A 14723-nucleotide genomic window follows, 5' to 3' on the forward strand; every position below is an offset into this window, starting at 1 on the left:
GTCTCAACCCCTGGCTCAATCCTCGCCCGCCCGGCCCGCATCGGGCACGAGCTTCCCGCAGACCACGCGGCCGCCCCGCGGCTGGGACAGCGGGTCGGCGGCCTCCGGGCGGCCCTGGCCGTCCTCCCGCCGGGGCGGGGCGGCGTCCCGCTCGGGATCCGCCGCGTCGCGGGTGCCCGGCGGGGGCGCGTCCGGCCCGCTATGCCGGGTGTGGCCGGCCTTCTTGAAGGCGGTGGTGTCCTCGGCGGCGCGGTCGGCGGCGCAGCCCCAGTCGAGGGGCTCGTCCTGCACGTAGCGCTTGCCGAGGCGGAAGGCGGTCTCCGCCTTGGTCAGCTCCCCGCCGAGATAGAAGGCGTGGGCGCCGTCGCTCGCCACGTTCAAGTCGGGGAAGAAGGCCATCGCGTCAGTGCCGACCTTGTGGATGTCGCGGTTGTAGACGTGGATCCCGTCCTGCGCGACGGCGATGCGGTAATTGGGATCGCGCACCTCGGCGGCCAGGGCCGCGATCTCATCGGGGGTCTGCACGAAGGGGCGCTTGTCGTGAAGGGCGAGCAGCGCCCGGCCATAGCCCTTGGGCAGCGCCGCGTCGGCCTTGGCCGCGTACATCACCCGCCGGGCCGCATCGTGCTCCTCCACCGTGCGGAGGGTGTGGTTCGAGACCTGCACGATCAGCACGTTGCGGATCGAGAGTTCCGAGCACATGCCGACGAGGAGCGCTGTGACGCCGAGGCTGTCGGCCTCGGTGAGCTCGGTGAGGTTGCCGGTGCCCATCATCATCTCGATGCCCGGCCAGCGCCGGCGCACCTCGTTGTAGCGGGCGACCGACTCGACGAAGCCGAAATGGATCGGCTCCAGGATCGGGTCGGCCATATAGGGCCGGCCCGCCTTCTCCATCCGCGCGATGGCGCGGTCGAGGGAGGGCAGGTCGTCCGGCCGCATCGGCACCAGCACCGGCACCGCGTCGGTCTCGAAGGCGAGGTCGAGGGTCTCCTCGTTGAGGCTGAGGAGATAATCGGCTCCGGCCCGCGCCCCGCGGGTCAGTTCGTCGAGGGAGAAGGAATCGACGCTGACCGTCAGGCCCGCGCGCTTCATCGCCCGCACGGCGTCGTCGAGATGGGGGAAGGGGGTGTCGGGCAGGCCGCCGAGATCGATCACGTCCGCGCCGCGGCGGGCGAGGTCGAGCCCCTTGGCCACGATCTGGTCGACGGTCATCTTCGAGGCGTCGACGATCTCGGAGAAGATGCGCAGGTCGTGGCGCGACAGGTCGACCTTGCGGCCGCTGAGCCCGAGATAGGCCGGCAGGTCCACGATCTCGTCGGGGCCGCGCTCCACGGGCAGGCCGAAATGCGCGGCGAGCGCCTCCGGGTTCGCCCGGCAGCGCCCGGGCAGGACGATGCGCGTCGCGCCCTCGGGGATGCTCACCCGGCGCTTGATGATCTCCTCGGTCATCAGCGCGGCGACCTTCACCCCCGCATCGGCGATGCTCCAGGCGAAGCGGTCCGGGGGGAGGGTGGCCGCGACCTTCTCCAGCCGGGCATGGGCGAGCTTGCCGGTGACGAAGACGAGGTGGTCGCGCGGGCTCTGTCCGGGGGCGCTCATGCGGCGTCCCTCCCGGCCTCGGGACCGCGGACCAGAATCGTGCCGGGGAAGGCGGCGGCGAAGCGCGGGAAGGCCGCATCCACCAGCCCGCAGGCCGCCAGCGCCGCGGGATCGGCCCCGGCGGGTGCCGGCGCCGATTTCTCGAGGATGCAGCGCGCCGCGCCGAGCCGGGTGGCGAGCCAGAGGGCGAGGCTGTCGGAGGTGACCGCCCAGCTCTCCGGGATGTCGGGATGGCCGGCCTTGAGCGCCGCCGGGTCCCAGATCCCGCTCCGGCCGGCCCGCAGGGCCGCGGCGAGCGCGTCGAGGGAGGCCGAGAGGGGAAGCCGCGGCTCGAGGGCACGGAAGATCTCGGCCATGCGGCCCATGGCGTCGAGGGCGAGGCGGTGGGCGAGGCCGTCCTCGAAGCCGAGGCTCGCCTGGGCCCGGCGCACCGCGTCGGCGAAGGGGCCGCCGCCGGGCACCACGGCGACCGGGCCGGCCTCGACACCGGCGGCCAGCACCGCCCGCAGGCGGTCCCGGTCGGCGAGCAGGCTGCCGCCGACCTTCACGACGGTGAGGGACGGGCCCGTCACGCGGCCGCATCCCGGGCGAGCGCCCGCAGGGCGGCGACGGCCTCTGCGACGCGGCCCGCATCGAGCCCCTGCCGGCGGTCGCCCTCGCGGCAGAGCCCGCCGCGGAAGCCGAGATAGTCGGGGCGCAGGGCCGCCAGGGCCGGGATGTCCGCGACCGCGAGGGAGCCGGCCAGCCCGCTCATCAGCCGATGCGCCCGGCAGGAGGCCACGAACGCGGTCAGCACCGCCGGGGACAGGAGATCGCCCAGGCGACGCCCGGCCTTGCCGCGCGTGTCGATCATCGCCCCGGCGAAGCCCGCCGCGGCGAGGCGCGCGACCTGCGCCGGAGCGGCGCCCTCCTCGGCCAGGCCCTCCTCGGCGAACAGCACGCCGATCAGCCGGCCGGGCGCGGCGGCGGCCATGGCGGCGAGCGGACGGCCCTCCGCAGCGCCGACCGCGACCTTCACCCAGTCGACGCCCGTCTCCGCCATGGCCGCCACCGCGGCCACGGGGTCTTCGCCGCACGCTTGGCCGCACGCTTGGCCGCGCTCTTGCCCCCCCTCGTCGCCGGCCACCGCGCTGGTGACGATGCCCGGGGCAAGGCCCGCGCGGATCGCCCGCACGGCCTGCGGGGTCAGGCCGCCCAGCGCCCCGCGCTCGGGATCCTTGGCATCGACGAGATCGGCCCCGGCCGCGGCGGCCAGGCGCGCCTCGGCACCGTCGCGCACGCTGACCAGCAGGCGGACGGGGGCGGGCAGGGGGGACGCGATCGGGTGGCTACGCTGCGGCACGCTGTCTCGGTGTTCCGGATCAAGGGCTCCCCGGGCACCGCCTCGGGACCCTCAGGAGCGTCCCGGCAGCGGCTCGGTGAGGAGCCGGTTCTTCACGACCCAGCGCATGGCGTGGGTCCAGTCGTCGTCGGTGTTGGCTCTTATCACGACGAGGCCGCTACGCACGACCTTGCCGGTGGCCGAATCCGCGATGGCGACGTCCAGATTGAAGATCTGGCCCGCGCCCTTCTCGACCGTCGTCGTCACCGCATAGCCGGCGCCGAGCGCCTTGGCGATGTCCGACGCGCAGCCGTTGCATTTCCACAGGGGCGCCTGCTTCGCAATCTCCTCCTGCTGCGGGGCGAGGTCGACGCTGGCCAGCCCCGCCTTGTCGGACAGGGCCTTGCGCAATTCGTCCGTCACCAGGGCGAGGCGCTTCTGCTCGGCGGGCACGGGCTTGCGGCCATAGGCGAGGGAGGGATCGTTCATCTCCGCCGCGAAGACCGCCGCCTTGCCGCCCTCCCCGGCCGGCGCCTCGGCCCGGGCGGAGCCGAGGGGCGCGAGCAGGGCCGGGCCGGCACAGGCGAGGAGCCCGAGCAGGCGCGGGGCGCGGATCCTCCTGGCACGAACCGTCATGAGCGTCGTCTCCCGGGGGAGGCCGGCTTTTCCTGCGGCCTCTCGTCTCCCCAAGGTCGGGCGCATGGCGGTTTTGGCAACTCCCGCCGCCTCTGCATCCCGGGCCGCCGGGCGGTTTTTCCGGCCGGAAAGCTTATGATGTTCTTATGCTTCCGGCGTTGAGGCGGCCGGCGCAATGTTGCTAGCGTGCCGCCCGCATGCATCATCCTGCCCTTCGCCCCTCCACCCTCGCCCTGTCGCTGATCCTCGCCGCCCCGCTGCCGGCCGGTGCCGCGCGGGCTCAGGAGAGCCGGGCCGCGGAGGACAAGCCGGCGCCCGGCGCGGAGGCGCCCGCGGCCGGCGGCAGCGACACGCGGATCGGCCTCCTCTACCGGCCCGTGCCGGCGCCGTCCTCCTACGACGCCGAGGCCGACCCGGAGGATCTCGGCGTCGCCGGGGCGCGGATGGCGGTGAAGGACAACAACACCACCGGCCGCTTCACCAAGCAGACCTACGCCCTCGACGAGGTGGCTCTCGAAGAGGGCCAGGATGCGGTCGCCGCCGCCAGGGCGCTCGTCGCCAAGGGGGTGAAGTATGTCGTGCTGACCCTGCCGGCGGCCGAGGTGCTGGCCGTGGCCGACGCCCTCAAGGGGGAGGGCGCCGTAGTGCTGAATGCCGGGGCGCCGGACGACGCCCTGCGCGGGGCCGAGTGCCGCGCCAACGTCTTCCACGTGCTGCCGAGCCGGGCCATGCAGACGGATGCGCTGGCGCAGTACATGACCCTGATGCGCTGGCGGAAGATCTTCCTGATCGTGGGTCCGACCGAGCGGGACAAGGCCTATGCCGACGCCCTCAGGAACGCCGCCCGCAAGTTCGGCCTCAAGATCACGGCGGAGAAGCCCTGGACCTTCGGGCCGCTGGCCAAGGCGCGGGGCGACACCCCGACCCGGGCCGAGGCGATGGTCTTCACCCGGGGCCTCGACTACGACATGGCGGTGGTGGCCGACGAGGAGGGCGACTGGGGCGACTACGTCCCCTACCGCACCGTCGATCCCCGCCCCGTGGCCGGCACGCAGGGGCTGATCGCCACCACCTGGCATCCGACCCTGGAGACCTGGGGCGCGGCCCAAGCGCAGAACCGCTTCCGCCGCCTCTCGGGCCGGCTGATGCGCCCCCTCGACTACCAGGCCTGGGCGGCGGTGCGCACGGTGGGCGAGGCGGCGACCCAGAAGAAGTCGACCGACCCGGCGGTGCTCGCCCCCTACCTGACCACGCCCGATTTCTCCCTGCCCGCCTACAAGGGCGTCAGCCTGACCTACCGCCCCTGGGACCACCAGCTGCGCCAGCCGATCATCGTGGTGCAGCCCAAGGCCATGGTCTCGGTGGCCCCCGAGCAGGGCTTCATCCACCAGCGCACGCCGCTGGACACCCTGGGCACCGACGAGCCCGAAACGACGTGCAAGTTCAAATGACGGCGGGGCTCCCGCCGGCGCCGGCCCGATGCGGCAATCGACCGCCTGCGTAAGGGGCGGGGACAGCCCGAATTTTCAGTTTGTGCGGCCCGCCCCGACAGGGCATCCCGCGCGGGACCATTTCTCGGAGACGGCGCGCGCAAGCGCCGGGACGACAGGGAGGACACGGATGGGCGCTCGCTTCGGGGCGGGAACGGGCTTGGCGGCACTCGCGGCGGCCTGGCTCGTCGCGGGCACGGCCGGCGCGCGGGCCGTGACCGCCTACGTCACCAACGAGAAGGCCAACTCGGTCTCCGTGATCGATGTCGGCACCATGACCGTGACCGCCACCTGGAAGGTCGGGCGCCGGCCCCGCGGCGTCACCCTCTCGAAGGACGACAAGGAGCTGTTCGTCTGCGCGAGCGACGACGACCGCATCGATGTGCTCGACACCGCCACGGGCAAGGTGGTCCGCTCCCTGCGCTCCGGCCCCGACCCGGAGCAGTTCATCCTCGATGCCTCGGGCAACCCGCTCTACGTCGCCAACGAGGACGACAGCCAGGTCACCATCCTCGACATCGAGAAGAACAAGGTCCTCGCCGAGGTGCCGGTGGGCGTCGAGCCGGAGGGCATGGGCCTCTCGCCGGACGGCAAGATCCTGGTGAACACCTCCGAAACCACCAACATGGCCCATTTCATCGACACCAAGACCTTCCAGGTGATCGACAACGTGCTGGTGGACGCGCGGCCGCGCTTCGCCGAGTTCTCCGGCGACGGCAAGACGCTCTGGGTCTCGGCCGAGGTCGGCGGCACGGTCTCGGTGATCGATGTCGGCACCCGCAAGGTCATCAAGAAGATCACCTTCAAGATCCCGAGCGTGACCGACGAGCAGATCCAGCCGGTCGGCGTGCGCCTGACCAAGGACGGCGCCAAGGCCTTCGTCGCCCTGGGCCCGGCCAACCGCGTCGCCGTGATCGACACCAAGACCTACGAGGTGCTGAAATACCTGCCCGTGGGCCAGCGGGTCTGGCAGCTCGCCTTCACCCCGGACGAGAAGCAGCTCTACACCACCAACGGCACCTCGAACGACGTCTCCGTGATCGATGTGGAGAACCTCAAGGTGGTCAAGAGCATCCCCGTCGGCCTGCTGCCCTGGGGCGTGGCGATCACGAAGAAGTAATTCCAGACCAGAACGGCACGGACCGCCGGGCAACGGCGGCGGAGGAGGAAACGGACATGACACGGATGATGCGGGCCGCCCTGTCGGCCGCGGCCCTGACGCTCGCCGCCGCCCCGGCGGGCGCCCTCGACCTGACCAAGAAGCGCCAGAACCTGCCCGACCTCGTGCTCGGCAACGAGGAGGGCAACGATTTCGTGGTCGAGAACAAGGACATCGAGCTCGAGGCCGGCAAGGCCTATCGCCTGCGCATCGTCGCCAAGGGGCGGCAGGAATACAAGTTCTACGCGCCGGAGTTCTTCCGCTACATCTGGTTCAACCAGATCGTGATCGAGCACAAGGAGATCCATGGCGGCGGCCCGCCCGATCACCTCGAATTCGACGATCCGGGCGAGATCGCCCTCGAATTCGTCGCGATCAAGCCCGGCACCTACAAGTGGTACGCCCAGGGCCTCGAGGACAAAGGCCTGACCGGCACGATCTCGGTGAAGTGAGCATGCGCAGCCTGCCCCGCCCCCCCCTCCTGGCCGCGACCCTTCTGGGCGCGGCCCTCCTCCTCGCCGGCCCGGCCCGCGCCGACGACAAGGCGGCCTGCGCCGAGGGCATCGGCCTGATCGAGGCCGAGATCGCCAAGGCGCCCCCGGAGCCGGTGCTCGCCAAGCTGAAGAAGGCCCTGCGGGTCGCCCGGCGCGAGCAGGGGGAGGGCGAGTTCGACGAGTGCCTCGATGCCGTGGGCGACGCCAAGAGGGCGCTGCCGAAATGAGCGCCGCCCTCGACGTCGCGCATGTGAGCCACCGCTTCGGCCAGCGCGCGGCCTTGTCCGACGTGTCGCTCGCGGTGGAGCGCGGGCGCTTCATGGCGCTGCTCGGCCCCAACGGCGCGGGCAAGACCACGCTGTTCTCGGTGATCACGCGGCTCTACAACAACCAGGAGGGCCGGGTCGCGATCTTCGGCCATCCCCTCGACCGGGAGCCCTCGCGGGCGCTCGCCCGGCTCGGCGTGGTCTTCCAGGCCCGCACCCTCGACACCGACCTCACCGTCGCGCAGAACCTCCACTATCACGCGAGCCTGCACGGCATCGGCCGGCGGGCGGCGCGGGCGCGCATCGAGCAGCTTCTCGCCCGGGTCGGCCTCGCCGAGCGGCGCGACGACAAGATCCGCACCCTCTCGGGCGGCCAGTCCCGGCGCATCGAGATCGCCCGCTCCCTGATCCACGAGCCGCGCCTGCTGCTCCTCGACGAGCCCACCGTCGGCCTCGACCTCGAATCCCGCGCCGACATCGTCGGCATCGTACGGGCCCTGGTGCGGGAGGAGGGGCTCTCCGTGCTCTGGGCGACCCACATCTTCGAGGAGATCGCCCCCGAGGACGACGCCGTGGTCCTGCATCGCGGCCGCATCGTCGCCCGCGGCCGGGCCGGGGCGATCGGCACCCCCGGCGAGACCCTGGAAGCCGCCTTCCGCCGCCTCGTGGCCGAACCCGCAAAGGCCGCCGCATGAGCCGTTCCCCCACCCCCGCCGTCGCGAGCGGCGCCGAGGCAGGCGCCAGGCCCGTGCCCCATGCCGGACGGCTCGACGCGGTCGGCTACGGCATCGCCCTGGGCGGCATCGTGCGCCGGGAATTGCTGCGCTTCTTCAACCAGAAGGAGCGGTTCTTCTCGGCCCTGGTGCGCCCGCTCGTCTGGCTGTTCATCTTCGCCGCCGGCTTCCGCAACACGCTGGGCGTCTCGATCACGCCGCCCTACGAGACCTACGTGCTCTACGAGGTCTACGTGGTGCCCGGCCTCGCCGTGATGATCCAGCTCTTCAACGGCATGCAATCCTCGCTCTCGATGGTCTACGACCGCGAGGTCGGCTCGATGAAGGTGCTGCTCACCTCGCCCTATCCGCGCTGGACGCTGCTCTTCGCCAAGCTGATCGCCGGCGTCTGCGTCTCCATCGTGCAGGCCTATACCTTCCTCGCGGTGGCCTCTTTCTGGGAGACCGACATCCCGCCGCTCGGCTACCTGACGGCCCTGCCGGCCTTCCTGGCGGCGGGCATGATGCTCGGCGCCATCGGCCTGTTCCTGTCCTCCCTGGTGCGCCAGCTCGAGAACTTCGCGAGCGTGATGAACTTCGTGATCTTCCCGATGTTCTTTGCCTCTTCCGCCCTATATCCCCTCTGGCGGATCCGGGAATCGAGCGAGACGCTGTACTGGATCTGCGAGGCCAACCCGTTCACGCACGCGGTCGAGCTGGTCCGCTTCGCCCTCTACGTGAAGTTCGAGCCGCTCGCCTGCGCCGTCGTGGTCGGCACCACGCTCGCCTTCTTCACGCTCGCCGTCATCGCCTACGACCCCGGCCGCGGCCTCATGGCCCGGCGCGGCGGCCCGGCGGGCGAACCGAACTGAGAGACCCCCGGGATGCTCCGCCTTCTGTCCCCCGCCCGCCTCGCGCCCCTCCTCGCCCTCGCCCTGGCCGGGCCGGCCCTCGCCCAGCCCAAGGCCGACCCGGACTGGCCCTGCGCCCAGCGCAAGGTGACCACCCTCGGCTACGGCTCGTTCTGGACCGGTCCCGACCTCGCCGAGGCCGGCGAATGGGGCAACGACCGCGAGGTGGCCCAGCTCGCCCGCAAGATCGCCTCCCGCCGCACGGAGCTGAGCGAGGTCGACGGCCTCCTCGACGAGTTCCTCGCCAAGAGCGGGGGCGACAAGGCCGAGAAGGACAAGCGCCTCACCCGCCTCTTCGCCGGCGTGTTCGAGGTGATCAACGGCGAGCGCAACACCGTGATCAGCGGCATCACCCGCTACGCCCAGGGCCAGCGCCGGCTCGCCGAGCGCATCCGCGACGAGGCCGACAAGGTCAGCGCCGCCAAGGACAGCCCGGACAGCGACCCGACCAAGGTCTCCTCCAAGGAGACTGCCGACCTCGAGAGCGCCTTCAACTGGGACCGGCGCATCTTCCAGGAGCGCAGCCAGTCGGTCTCCTATGTCTGCGAGGTGCCGACCCTGCTGGAGCAGCGCCTCGGCGAGATCGCCCGGAAGATTCAGGCGAAGCTCTAACCCCTTCGGAAGCCTCGATCGCAGGCAGCGCGGGACCCGGCGGGTCCGGCGCCGCTTCGCCCTGCGCCGCCAGAACCGGAAGCCAGGCCCGGTAGCCAAGCCCGGAGGCCAAGCCCCTTGGCGTCCGCGAGGACGGAGCGGCCCCGGAGAGAGCGCCCCGAAACGGCATCATTCTTCACAAAGTTACCCCGTGGGCATTGCCAAATTATCCCGGGACGGTTAGGCAAGCGACACAGGAAGACCCAAGTCCCCCCAGGCCCTTCCACGGCCCCTGCGCCTTCCTGATCCCCTCGCTGACCGGCGGCGGCTCCTCGGCTGCGGCTGCTCTCACGGAGACTTCCACGACATGGCTTCCCGGTTCTCCCGCCTCGCCTTCGCCGCGCTTCTCGGCCTCTCCTCCGCCGCCCTGGTCGCCGCCGCGGCCGAAGCCAAGCCCGCCGCCGCCATCGCCGCCTTCGACCCGGACAACGACGGCACCATCGACCTCAAGGAGGCCCAGGCCGCCGCCGCCGCGACCTTCGACGGCCTCGATCCGGACAAGGACGGCACCCTGGACGCCAAGGAGCTCAAGGGCCGCGTCTCCAAGAAGGAGCTGAAGGCGGCCGATCCGGATTCCGACGGCACCCTCGACAAGAACGAGTACCTCGCCCTGGTCGCCGCCCGCTTCCAGGCCGCCGAGCCCGACAACGACGGCACCATCGACGCCAAGGAGCTGGCGAGCCCGGCCGGCAAGAAGCTGCTCAAGCTCATGAAGTGAGCCGTTCCGCCCTCACGGCGGAGAACGGCGCGGGGCGCGGATCCGAGAGGGTCCGTGCCCTTCCTGTTTTCGCCGCCCGCCGGCGGGCAACGAGAGGGGATCGCGCGACCTTCAGAACTTAATAAGGGCAAGGTGGGCGGGGCAGCATGGGGAATCCTTCGACTCGAGGATCTTCGGGCGATAGGACTCCCGGCGAACGAGAGGCCGATCGCGGCCCGAAACGCCCCAGGGCAGGAAACACCGGTCTCCCGATGAACCATCTCTTTGCCGCCGCCGCGCTCCTCGCGAGCCTGAGCGCCTCCCAGGCCCTGGCGGAGACGGCCCCCGGGCCCGGTCCCCAGCCCGCCGCGGACAAGCGCAACAACGCCGCCAAGATCGCCGGCCTTGCCGGCTTCGTGAACCTGTCCTGCCCGACCCTGCGCACCGACACGGCCCGCCTGAAGAGCACGGTCACGGCGATGGGCGTCTCCCTGGAGGAGCTGGAGCAGGGCGAGCTGCGCCTGCGCGCCCAATCCTACATCGAGGCCTACCGGAAGGACGTCGAGGCGAGCTGCAAGCGGGCGGCGGAGCTGTTCGGCGCGGAGGGCAGGGTCGTGCCGGGCCTGTTCGTCGCCCGGTAGGGCGTCGTCTCGGGGCGCCTCGGCGCCCGCAAGGATCCGCAAGTCCCCGTGATTCCGCGCAAGAGGGCAGAACAGCAAGCCGCGTGCGAAACGGCACGTCGGCCCTGCAAGCGGCTTCCTATCTCACGGTCACCACAAGATGACACGGCCCCCGAACAAGACGGAGACCGCGCCAGACGAAAGGAAAGACCGATGAATACTCGTCTTGCATCCGTCGCTGCTGCGCTCGCCCTGAGCCTCGCCCTTCCCGCCTCCTCCGCCTTCGCCCAGAGCTATACGGCTCCGGCCGGCATCCCCACGGGTGCCACCGTCGCGACCGGCGACGTGCTGACCACGGGCTCGATCGGCCCGCGGGGCGGCTGGGGTCTCAGCCGGACCCAGCGCGCCATCGACAGCTCCGCCAAGGGCGGCAACGCCGCCCAGCCGAACTTCCTGGTGCCCCAGTACGGCAACACCGCCGGCGGCCCGGCGCAGTAACCCCACCTCCTCACGGAAGGTCCCGGACGGCGGAGCGCGCGCTCCGCCGTTTTGCGTTGCGCGCCAGGGTCTTGCGACACGTTTTCGTGAGGCGGGCGGGATGGGCCTCCTGCCCCGAATCCGTCGCATTCGGGTCAGGATCGGTTCACCCGGGCGGGTCCACTCTGCTGGACAAGCCCGGCCGGCTCCCCGCCGGAAGGGCGTGAGCCCCGGGCCCGCTCCAGGGTCCGAGGCTCGAGGATGTCGTTCCGCACCGGCCCTCTCCGGGAGGAGGCTTCCCTCTCCGGGTCGGTGCTCCAGCGTAGGAGATCACGTCATGAGGCACGCAAAGGTGCTGGCAATGGCTGCCGCGATCGCCGGCGGCCTCGGTCTCGCAACGGCGGCGCAGGCCGCCCCCTTCTCCCCCGCGCCCCTCGGCGCTTCGGCCCCGATCGAGAAGGTCGACTGGGCCTGCGGCCCCGGCTTCCACCTCAATCCCTGGGGCCATTGCCGGCCGAACTGGGGCTACGGCCCGCGGCCCTATTGGCGCCGGAGCTGGTACGGGCCGGGCCCGGGCTTCTACCGCCCCCCCCCGCCGCGCTATTACGGCTATTACGGCCCGCGGCCGTTCTACTGAGTATCTTCGAGGGCCGGGCGCGCGTCGTCCGGCCCTTCTCCGTCCCGGAGGGCGAGGCCGTTCAGCAGGAGATCGATCTGCGCGTCCCGGTAGGCGTCGATGTCGAGGGGGTGGCTCTCGCCGTAGAGGCTCTGCCAGTGGCAGGCCATGATGACGGGCGCGAGCAGCAATTCGGGAAACTGCACTGCGGCGCTCCCCCGGAACTCGCCGCGCCCGATGCCGTAGGCGACGACCTGGCGCAGCCGCAGCATCTGGGGCTCGATCACCTCGTCGTGCCAGCGGTTGGCGAGCTCGGGAAAGCGGCAGGCCTCCGCCACCAGCATGCGGATCAGCTCGCGGCCGCGGCGATCCTCCACCATCCGCGCGAAGATGAAGCCGAAATGCTGGCGCAGGATCGCCGCCGCGCTGCCCCGCAGGGCGGCGGTGAGCCCCTCGAGATTCTCGCGCACCGGCCGGACGATCTCCTTCACCGTGGCGATGAACAGCTCCTCCTTGCTGGAGAAGTAGACGTAGATCGTGCCCTTGGTGATGCCGGCGCGCGCCGCCACGTCGTCGAGCCGGGTGCCCGCGAAGCCCGTCCGCGCGAATTCCTCGAAGGCCGCCTCGAGGATCTCCCCCGGACGCGCCTGCTTGCGCCGCTGTCGTCCACCTGACGAAGGCATCTCGCGCCCGTTCGCACCCATTATTGACTGACCAGTCAGTTATTATTAGCTCTCTGCCCGGCAGGCAACGATTCGGCTCCCGCTTTCCCGACAGGGGGCGGCGCCGGGACCCCGTGGGCGGACGGGGCGATCTTCCTGCCGGGAAGGCGAGGGGACCGGGTCCGGTTCCCCTCATCGGCAACGAGGAGATCGCTCCGCCGTGAAGGGTCGTGTCTCTACCGCAGCGACCGGGCTCGCTCTCGCAGCCTGCCTCGGGATCGGTCCCCCCGCCCGCGCCGAGGACGCGCTGGCCCGGATCAAGACCGTGACGGCCACCCTCGCCAGCATCGCCGACGAGGTCGTGCTCACCGGCGACGTCCAGGCCAAGTTCCAGAGCAACATCGCCTTCCGGGTGAGCGGCAAGATCGCCGCCCGCCTCGTCGAGGTCGGCGCGCATGTCGAGGCCGACCAGGTCCTGGCGCGGCTGGAGCCGCAGGAGCAGCAGGTCAATCTCGACACCGCCCAGGCGCAGCTGACCTCGGCCGAAGCCCTGCTGACCCAGGCCAAGGTCGCCTTCGAGCGCCAGAAGCAGCTCATGCGCTCGGGCTACACCACCCGCAGCGCCTACGATCAGGCGGAGCAGAGCCTGCGGACCACGCAGGCCTCGGTGGATTCGGCCCAGGCCGCCCTCCAGACCGCCCGGGAGCAGTTCTCCTATACCGAGCTGAAGCCCGGCGTGTCCGGCATCGTCACCGCCCGGGACGCGGAGGCCGGCCAGGTGATCCAGGCGGGGCAGACGGTGTTCACCATCGCCCAGGACGGCCCGCGCGACGCCGTCTTCACCGTCTCGGAGACGCTGCTCGCCGAGCCGCCGGAGAGCAGGAAGGTCGACATCGTGCTCCAGGCCGACCCGTCGGTGCGCACCACCGGCACCGTGCGGGAGATCTCGCCCGCCCTCGACCCCTCCAGCGGCGGCGTCAAGGTGAAGCTCGCCATCGATCCGGTGCCGCCGCAGATGAGCCTCGGCGCCGTGGTGATCGGCAGCGGGCGCTTCCGCCCGAAGACGGCGGTGACCCTGCCCTGGAGCGCCCTCTACCGCTGGGAGAACGCCCCCGCCGTCTGGATCTACGACCGGCAGGCGGGCACGGTGGCGCCGCGGCGGATCGAGATCGCCCGCTATTCCGGCTCCGCCCTGGTGCTGTCGGGGGGCGTCTCGGCCGGCGAGCAGGTGGTCAGCGCCGGCATCCAGCTCCTGCGCCCGGGCCAGCGGGTCGCGGTGACGGGGGAGGGCACGCTGTGAGGCCCGCTCTTCTCCTCGCGCCCGCGCTCCTCCTCGGCCTTTCCGCCTGCCACAAGACGGAGGAGGCCCCCGCCCCCGTGCGCCCGGTCCTCACCGTCACGGTGGAGCCCCGCGCGCGCGCCACCTTCGGCCCCTTCGCCGGCACGGTCGAGCCGCGCTACCAGACCCAGGCGGGCTTCCGGGTCGGCGGCCGCATCGTCGCCCGCGACGTCTATGTCGGCGACCTCGTCGCCAAGGGCACCCGGCTCGCCGCCCTCGACCCGACGGTGGCCCAGTTCGCCCTGACCCGGGCCAAGGCCGACGTGGCCGATGCCGAGGCGCAATTCGCCAACGCCGCCGCCACGGAGCAGCGCCAGCGCACCCTGTTCGAGGGGGCGAACGTCACCCAGGCCCAGCTCGATTCCGCGGTGGCCAACCGCGACACCGCCGCCGCCCGCCTCGCCCAGGCGAAATCGGCCCTCCAGCGGGCGCAGGACGAACTCGGCTACGCGACGCTGTCCTCCGATTTCGACGGGGTCGTCACCGCCTGGAACGCCGAGGTCGGGCAGGTGGTCAGCGCCGGGCAGGCGGTGGTCACCCTCGCCCGCCCCGACATCCGCGAGGCGGTGGTCGACATCCCCGACGACCTGATCGGCGGGATGAGCCCGGAGGCGAGCTACACCGTGGCGCTCCAGGCGGCGCCGGGAGTCACGGCGCAGGCCAAGGTGCGCGAGGTCGGCCCCATCGCCGATCCCATGACCCGGACCCGCCGGGTGCGCCTCACCCTGCTCGCGCCCCCGCCCGCCTTCCGCCTCGGCACCACCGTCACCGTCGCCCTGGAGCGGAAGACGCAGCCGCGGATCAGCCTGCCCGCGGGCGCCCTGCTGGAGGCGGAGGGCAAGACGGAGGTCTGGGTCGTCTCCGCCGACGGCAGCCGGGTGAACCGGCGCGCCGTCACCGTGTCCGGGCGCAGCGACGGCCAGGTCACGATCGGCGCCGGGCTCGCGCCGGGGGAGCGGGTCGCCGTCGCCGGGGTGCACAGCCTCGAAGAGGGCCAGACCGTGCGCCTCGCCGCGAACCGGTGAGTCCCCGGCCGCGGGCCCGGACCCGCCGCAAAGCCTTCAGGCGGGGT

The 14723-nt window shown here is 71.9% G+C and carries 18 protein-coding genes; 13 read left to right on the top strand and 5 right to left on the bottom strand.

Going from position 1 to position 14723, the window contains the following annotated elements; all coding sequences use genetic code 11:
• Nucleotides 1–15: 15 nt before the first annotated feature.
• The 4 genes from MMB17_RS18035 to MMB17_RS18050 are packed head-to-tail and all read right to left on the bottom strand — an operon-like array spanning nucleotide 16 to nucleotide 3556.
• Nucleotides 16–1599, bottom strand: coding sequence for a DUF6513 domain-containing protein (locus MMB17_RS18035; RefSeq protein WP_238311150.1), 1584 nt, complete (start codon nucleotides 1597–1599; stop codon nucleotides 16–18).
• Complete coding sequence (locus MMB17_RS18040; RefSeq protein WP_241099774.1) at nucleotides 1596–2171, bottom strand: amino acid kinase family protein; 576 nt, start codon at nucleotides 2169–2171, stop codon at nucleotides 1596–1598. The genes MMB17_RS18035 and MMB17_RS18040 overlap by 4 nt, the downstream gene beginning before the upstream one ends.
• Nucleotides 2168–2941, bottom strand: coding sequence for a (5-formylfuran-3-yl)methyl phosphate synthase (locus tag MMB17_RS18045; RefSeq protein WP_241099775.1), 774 nt, complete (start codon nucleotides 2939–2941; stop codon nucleotides 2168–2170). The genes MMB17_RS18040 and MMB17_RS18045 overlap by 4 nt, the downstream gene beginning before the upstream one ends.
• Nucleotides 2942–2992: 51 nt before the next feature.
• Nucleotides 2993–3556 (bottom strand): DUF3280 domain-containing protein, encoded by a 564-nt coding sequence (locus MMB17_RS18050; protein ID WP_241099776.1) that lies wholly within the window; start codon nucleotides 3554–3556, stop codon nucleotides 2993–2995.
• A 197-nt stretch (nucleotides 3557–3753) separates the two neighbouring features.
• On the opposite strand from MMB17_RS18050, the gene MMB17_RS18055 reads away from it, so the two are divergent.
• The 11 genes from MMB17_RS18055 to MMB17_RS18105 all read left to right on the top strand — a co-directional run bounded on the left by MMB17_RS18055 (nucleotide 3754) and on the right by MMB17_RS18105 (nucleotide 11671).
• The gene (locus tag MMB17_RS18055) at nucleotides 3754–5007 is read left to right on the top strand and encodes an ABC transporter substrate-binding protein (RefSeq protein ID WP_241099777.1); all 1254 of its coding nucleotides are present in this window, start codon (nucleotides 3754–3756) and stop codon (nucleotides 5005–5007) included.
• Between the two features lie 169 nt (nucleotides 5008–5176).
• Nucleotides 5177–6166 (top strand): YVTN family beta-propeller repeat protein, encoded by a 990-nt coding sequence (locus MMB17_RS18060; protein ID WP_238311155.1) that lies wholly within the window; start codon nucleotides 5177–5179, stop codon nucleotides 6164–6166.
• Between the two features lie 56 nt (nucleotides 6167–6222).
• Nucleotides 6223–6657 (top strand): cupredoxin domain-containing protein, encoded by a 435-nt coding sequence (locus MMB17_RS18065; protein ID WP_241099778.1) that lies wholly within the window; start codon nucleotides 6223–6225, stop codon nucleotides 6655–6657.
• A 2-nt stretch (nucleotides 6658–6659) separates the two neighbouring features.
• Nucleotides 6660–6926: a hypothetical protein gene (locus tag MMB17_RS18070; RefSeq protein ID WP_241099779.1), complete on the top strand. Its 267-nt coding sequence runs from the start codon at nucleotides 6660–6662 to the stop codon at nucleotides 6924–6926.
• Nucleotides 6923–7660, top strand: a complete 738-nt coding sequence (locus MMB17_RS18075) for an ABC transporter ATP-binding protein (RefSeq protein WP_241099780.1) — start codon at nucleotides 6923–6925, stop codon at nucleotides 7658–7660. Before MMB17_RS18070 ends, MMB17_RS18075 begins: the two co-directional genes overlap by 4 nt.
• The gene (locus MMB17_RS18080; RefSeq protein WP_238311159.1) at nucleotides 7657–8550 is read left to right on the top strand and encodes an ABC transporter permease; all 894 of its coding nucleotides are present in this window, start codon (nucleotides 7657–7659) and stop codon (nucleotides 8548–8550) included. Before MMB17_RS18075 ends, MMB17_RS18080 begins: the two co-directional genes overlap by 4 nt.
• A 12-nt stretch (nucleotides 8551–8562) precedes the next feature.
• Nucleotides 8563–9201, top strand: a complete 639-nt coding sequence (locus MMB17_RS18085) for a hypothetical protein (protein ID WP_238311160.1) — start codon at nucleotides 8563–8565, stop codon at nucleotides 9199–9201.
• Between the two features lie 346 nt (nucleotides 9202–9547).
• Nucleotides 9548–9958 carry a penta-EF hand family protein gene (locus tag MMB17_RS18090; protein ID WP_238311161.1) on the top strand — a complete coding sequence of 137 codons (411 nt, stop codon included), beginning with the start codon at nucleotides 9548–9550 and terminating at the stop codon, nucleotides 9956–9958.
• Nucleotides 9959–10209: 251 nt separating this feature from the next.
• On the top strand, nucleotides 10210–10578 hold the full coding sequence (locus MMB17_RS18095) for a hypothetical protein (protein ID WP_238311162.1): 369 nt from the start codon (nucleotides 10210–10212) through the stop codon (nucleotides 10576–10578).
• A gap of 192 nt (nucleotides 10579–10770) precedes the next feature.
• Nucleotides 10771–11055, top strand: coding sequence for a hypothetical protein (locus MMB17_RS18100; RefSeq protein ID WP_238311163.1), 285 nt, complete (start codon nucleotides 10771–10773; stop codon nucleotides 11053–11055).
• 316 nt (nucleotides 11056–11371) lie between these two features.
• Entirely contained in the window at nucleotides 11372–11671 is a 300-nt protein-coding gene (locus tag MMB17_RS18105; RefSeq protein WP_241099781.1) for a GCG_CRPN prefix-to-repeats domain-containing protein, read from the top strand.
• Here the strand turns inward: MMB17_RS18105 and MMB17_RS18110 are convergent.
• Entirely contained in the window at nucleotides 11665–12333 is a 669-nt protein-coding gene (locus MMB17_RS18110; RefSeq protein ID WP_241099782.1) for a TetR/AcrR family transcriptional regulator, read from the bottom strand. The two genes, MMB17_RS18105 and MMB17_RS18110, sit on opposite strands and share 7 nt — an antisense overlap.
• A 199-nt stretch (nucleotides 12334–12532) precedes the next feature.
• Here MMB17_RS18110 and MMB17_RS18115 point away from each other — a divergent pair, with 199 nt between their 5' ends.
• A complete protein-coding gene (locus tag MMB17_RS18115) occupies nucleotides 12533–13612 on the top strand; it encodes an efflux RND transporter periplasmic adaptor subunit (RefSeq protein ID WP_373324985.1) in 1080 nt (359 codons plus the stop codon).
• Nucleotides 13609–14676 carry an efflux RND transporter periplasmic adaptor subunit gene (locus MMB17_RS18120; RefSeq protein ID WP_241099783.1) on the top strand — a complete coding sequence of 356 codons (1068 nt, stop codon included), beginning with the start codon at nucleotides 13609–13611 and terminating at the stop codon, nucleotides 14674–14676. Before MMB17_RS18115 ends, MMB17_RS18120 begins: the two co-directional genes overlap by 4 nt.
• The last annotated feature ends 47 nt before the right edge of the window (nucleotides 14677–14723 follow it).

It is taken from the genome of Methylobacterium organophilum (assembly GCF_022533465.1).
GTDB lineage: Bacteria > Pseudomonadota > Alphaproteobacteria > Rhizobiales > Beijerinckiaceae > Methylobacterium > Methylobacterium organophilum.

Excerpts from the sequence above, each read along its gene's own strand:
- MMB17_RS18070 (WP_241099779.1), top strand. The coding sequence starts at position 6,660 with ATGCGCAGCCTGCCCCGCCCCCCCCTCCTGGCCGCGACCCTTCTGGGC.
- MMB17_RS18055 (WP_241099777.1), top strand. The coding sequence starts at position 3,754 with ATGCATCATCCTGCCCTTCGCCCCTCCACCCTCGCCCTGTCGCTGATC.
- MMB17_RS18085 (WP_238311160.1), top strand. The coding sequence starts at position 8,563 with ATGCTCCGCCTTCTGTCCCCCGCCCGCCTCGCGCCCCTCCTCGCCCTC.
- MMB17_RS18100 (WP_238311163.1), top strand. The coding sequence starts at position 10,771 with ATGAATACTCGTCTTGCATCCGTCGCTGCTGCGCTCGCCCTGAGCCTC.
- MMB17_RS18035 (WP_238311150.1), bottom strand. The coding sequence starts at position 1,599 with ATGAGCGCCCCCGGACAGAGCCCGCGCGACCACCTCGTCTTCGTCACC.
- MMB17_RS18065 (WP_241099778.1), top strand. The coding sequence starts at position 6,223 with ATGACACGGATGATGCGGGCCGCCCTGTCGGCCGCGGCCCTGACGCTC.
- MMB17_RS18050 (WP_241099776.1), bottom strand. The coding sequence starts at position 3,556 with ATGACGGTTCGTGCCAGGAGGATCCGCGCCCCGCGCCTGCTCGGGCTC.
- MMB17_RS18060 (WP_238311155.1), top strand. The coding sequence starts at position 5,177 with ATGGGCGCTCGCTTCGGGGCGGGAACGGGCTTGGCGGCACTCGCGGCG.
- MMB17_RS18090 (WP_238311161.1), top strand. The coding sequence starts at position 9,548 with ATGGCTTCCCGGTTCTCCCGCCTCGCCTTCGCCGCGCTTCTCGGCCTC.
- MMB17_RS18075 (WP_241099780.1), top strand. The coding sequence starts at position 6,923 with ATGAGCGCCGCCCTCGACGTCGCGCATGTGAGCCACCGCTTCGGCCAG.
- MMB17_RS18095 (WP_238311162.1), top strand. The coding sequence starts at position 10,210 with ATGAACCATCTCTTTGCCGCCGCCGCGCTCCTCGCGAGCCTGAGCGCC.
- MMB17_RS18080 (WP_238311159.1), top strand. The coding sequence starts at position 7,657 with ATGAGCCGTTCCCCCACCCCCGCCGTCGCGAGCGGCGCCGAGGCAGGC.
- MMB17_RS18110 (WP_241099782.1), bottom strand. The coding sequence starts at position 12,333 with ATGCCTTCGTCAGGTGGACGACAGCGGCGCAAGCAGGCGCGTCCGGGG.
- MMB17_RS18105 (WP_241099781.1), top strand. The coding sequence starts at position 11,372 with ATGAGGCACGCAAAGGTGCTGGCAATGGCTGCCGCGATCGCCGGCGGC.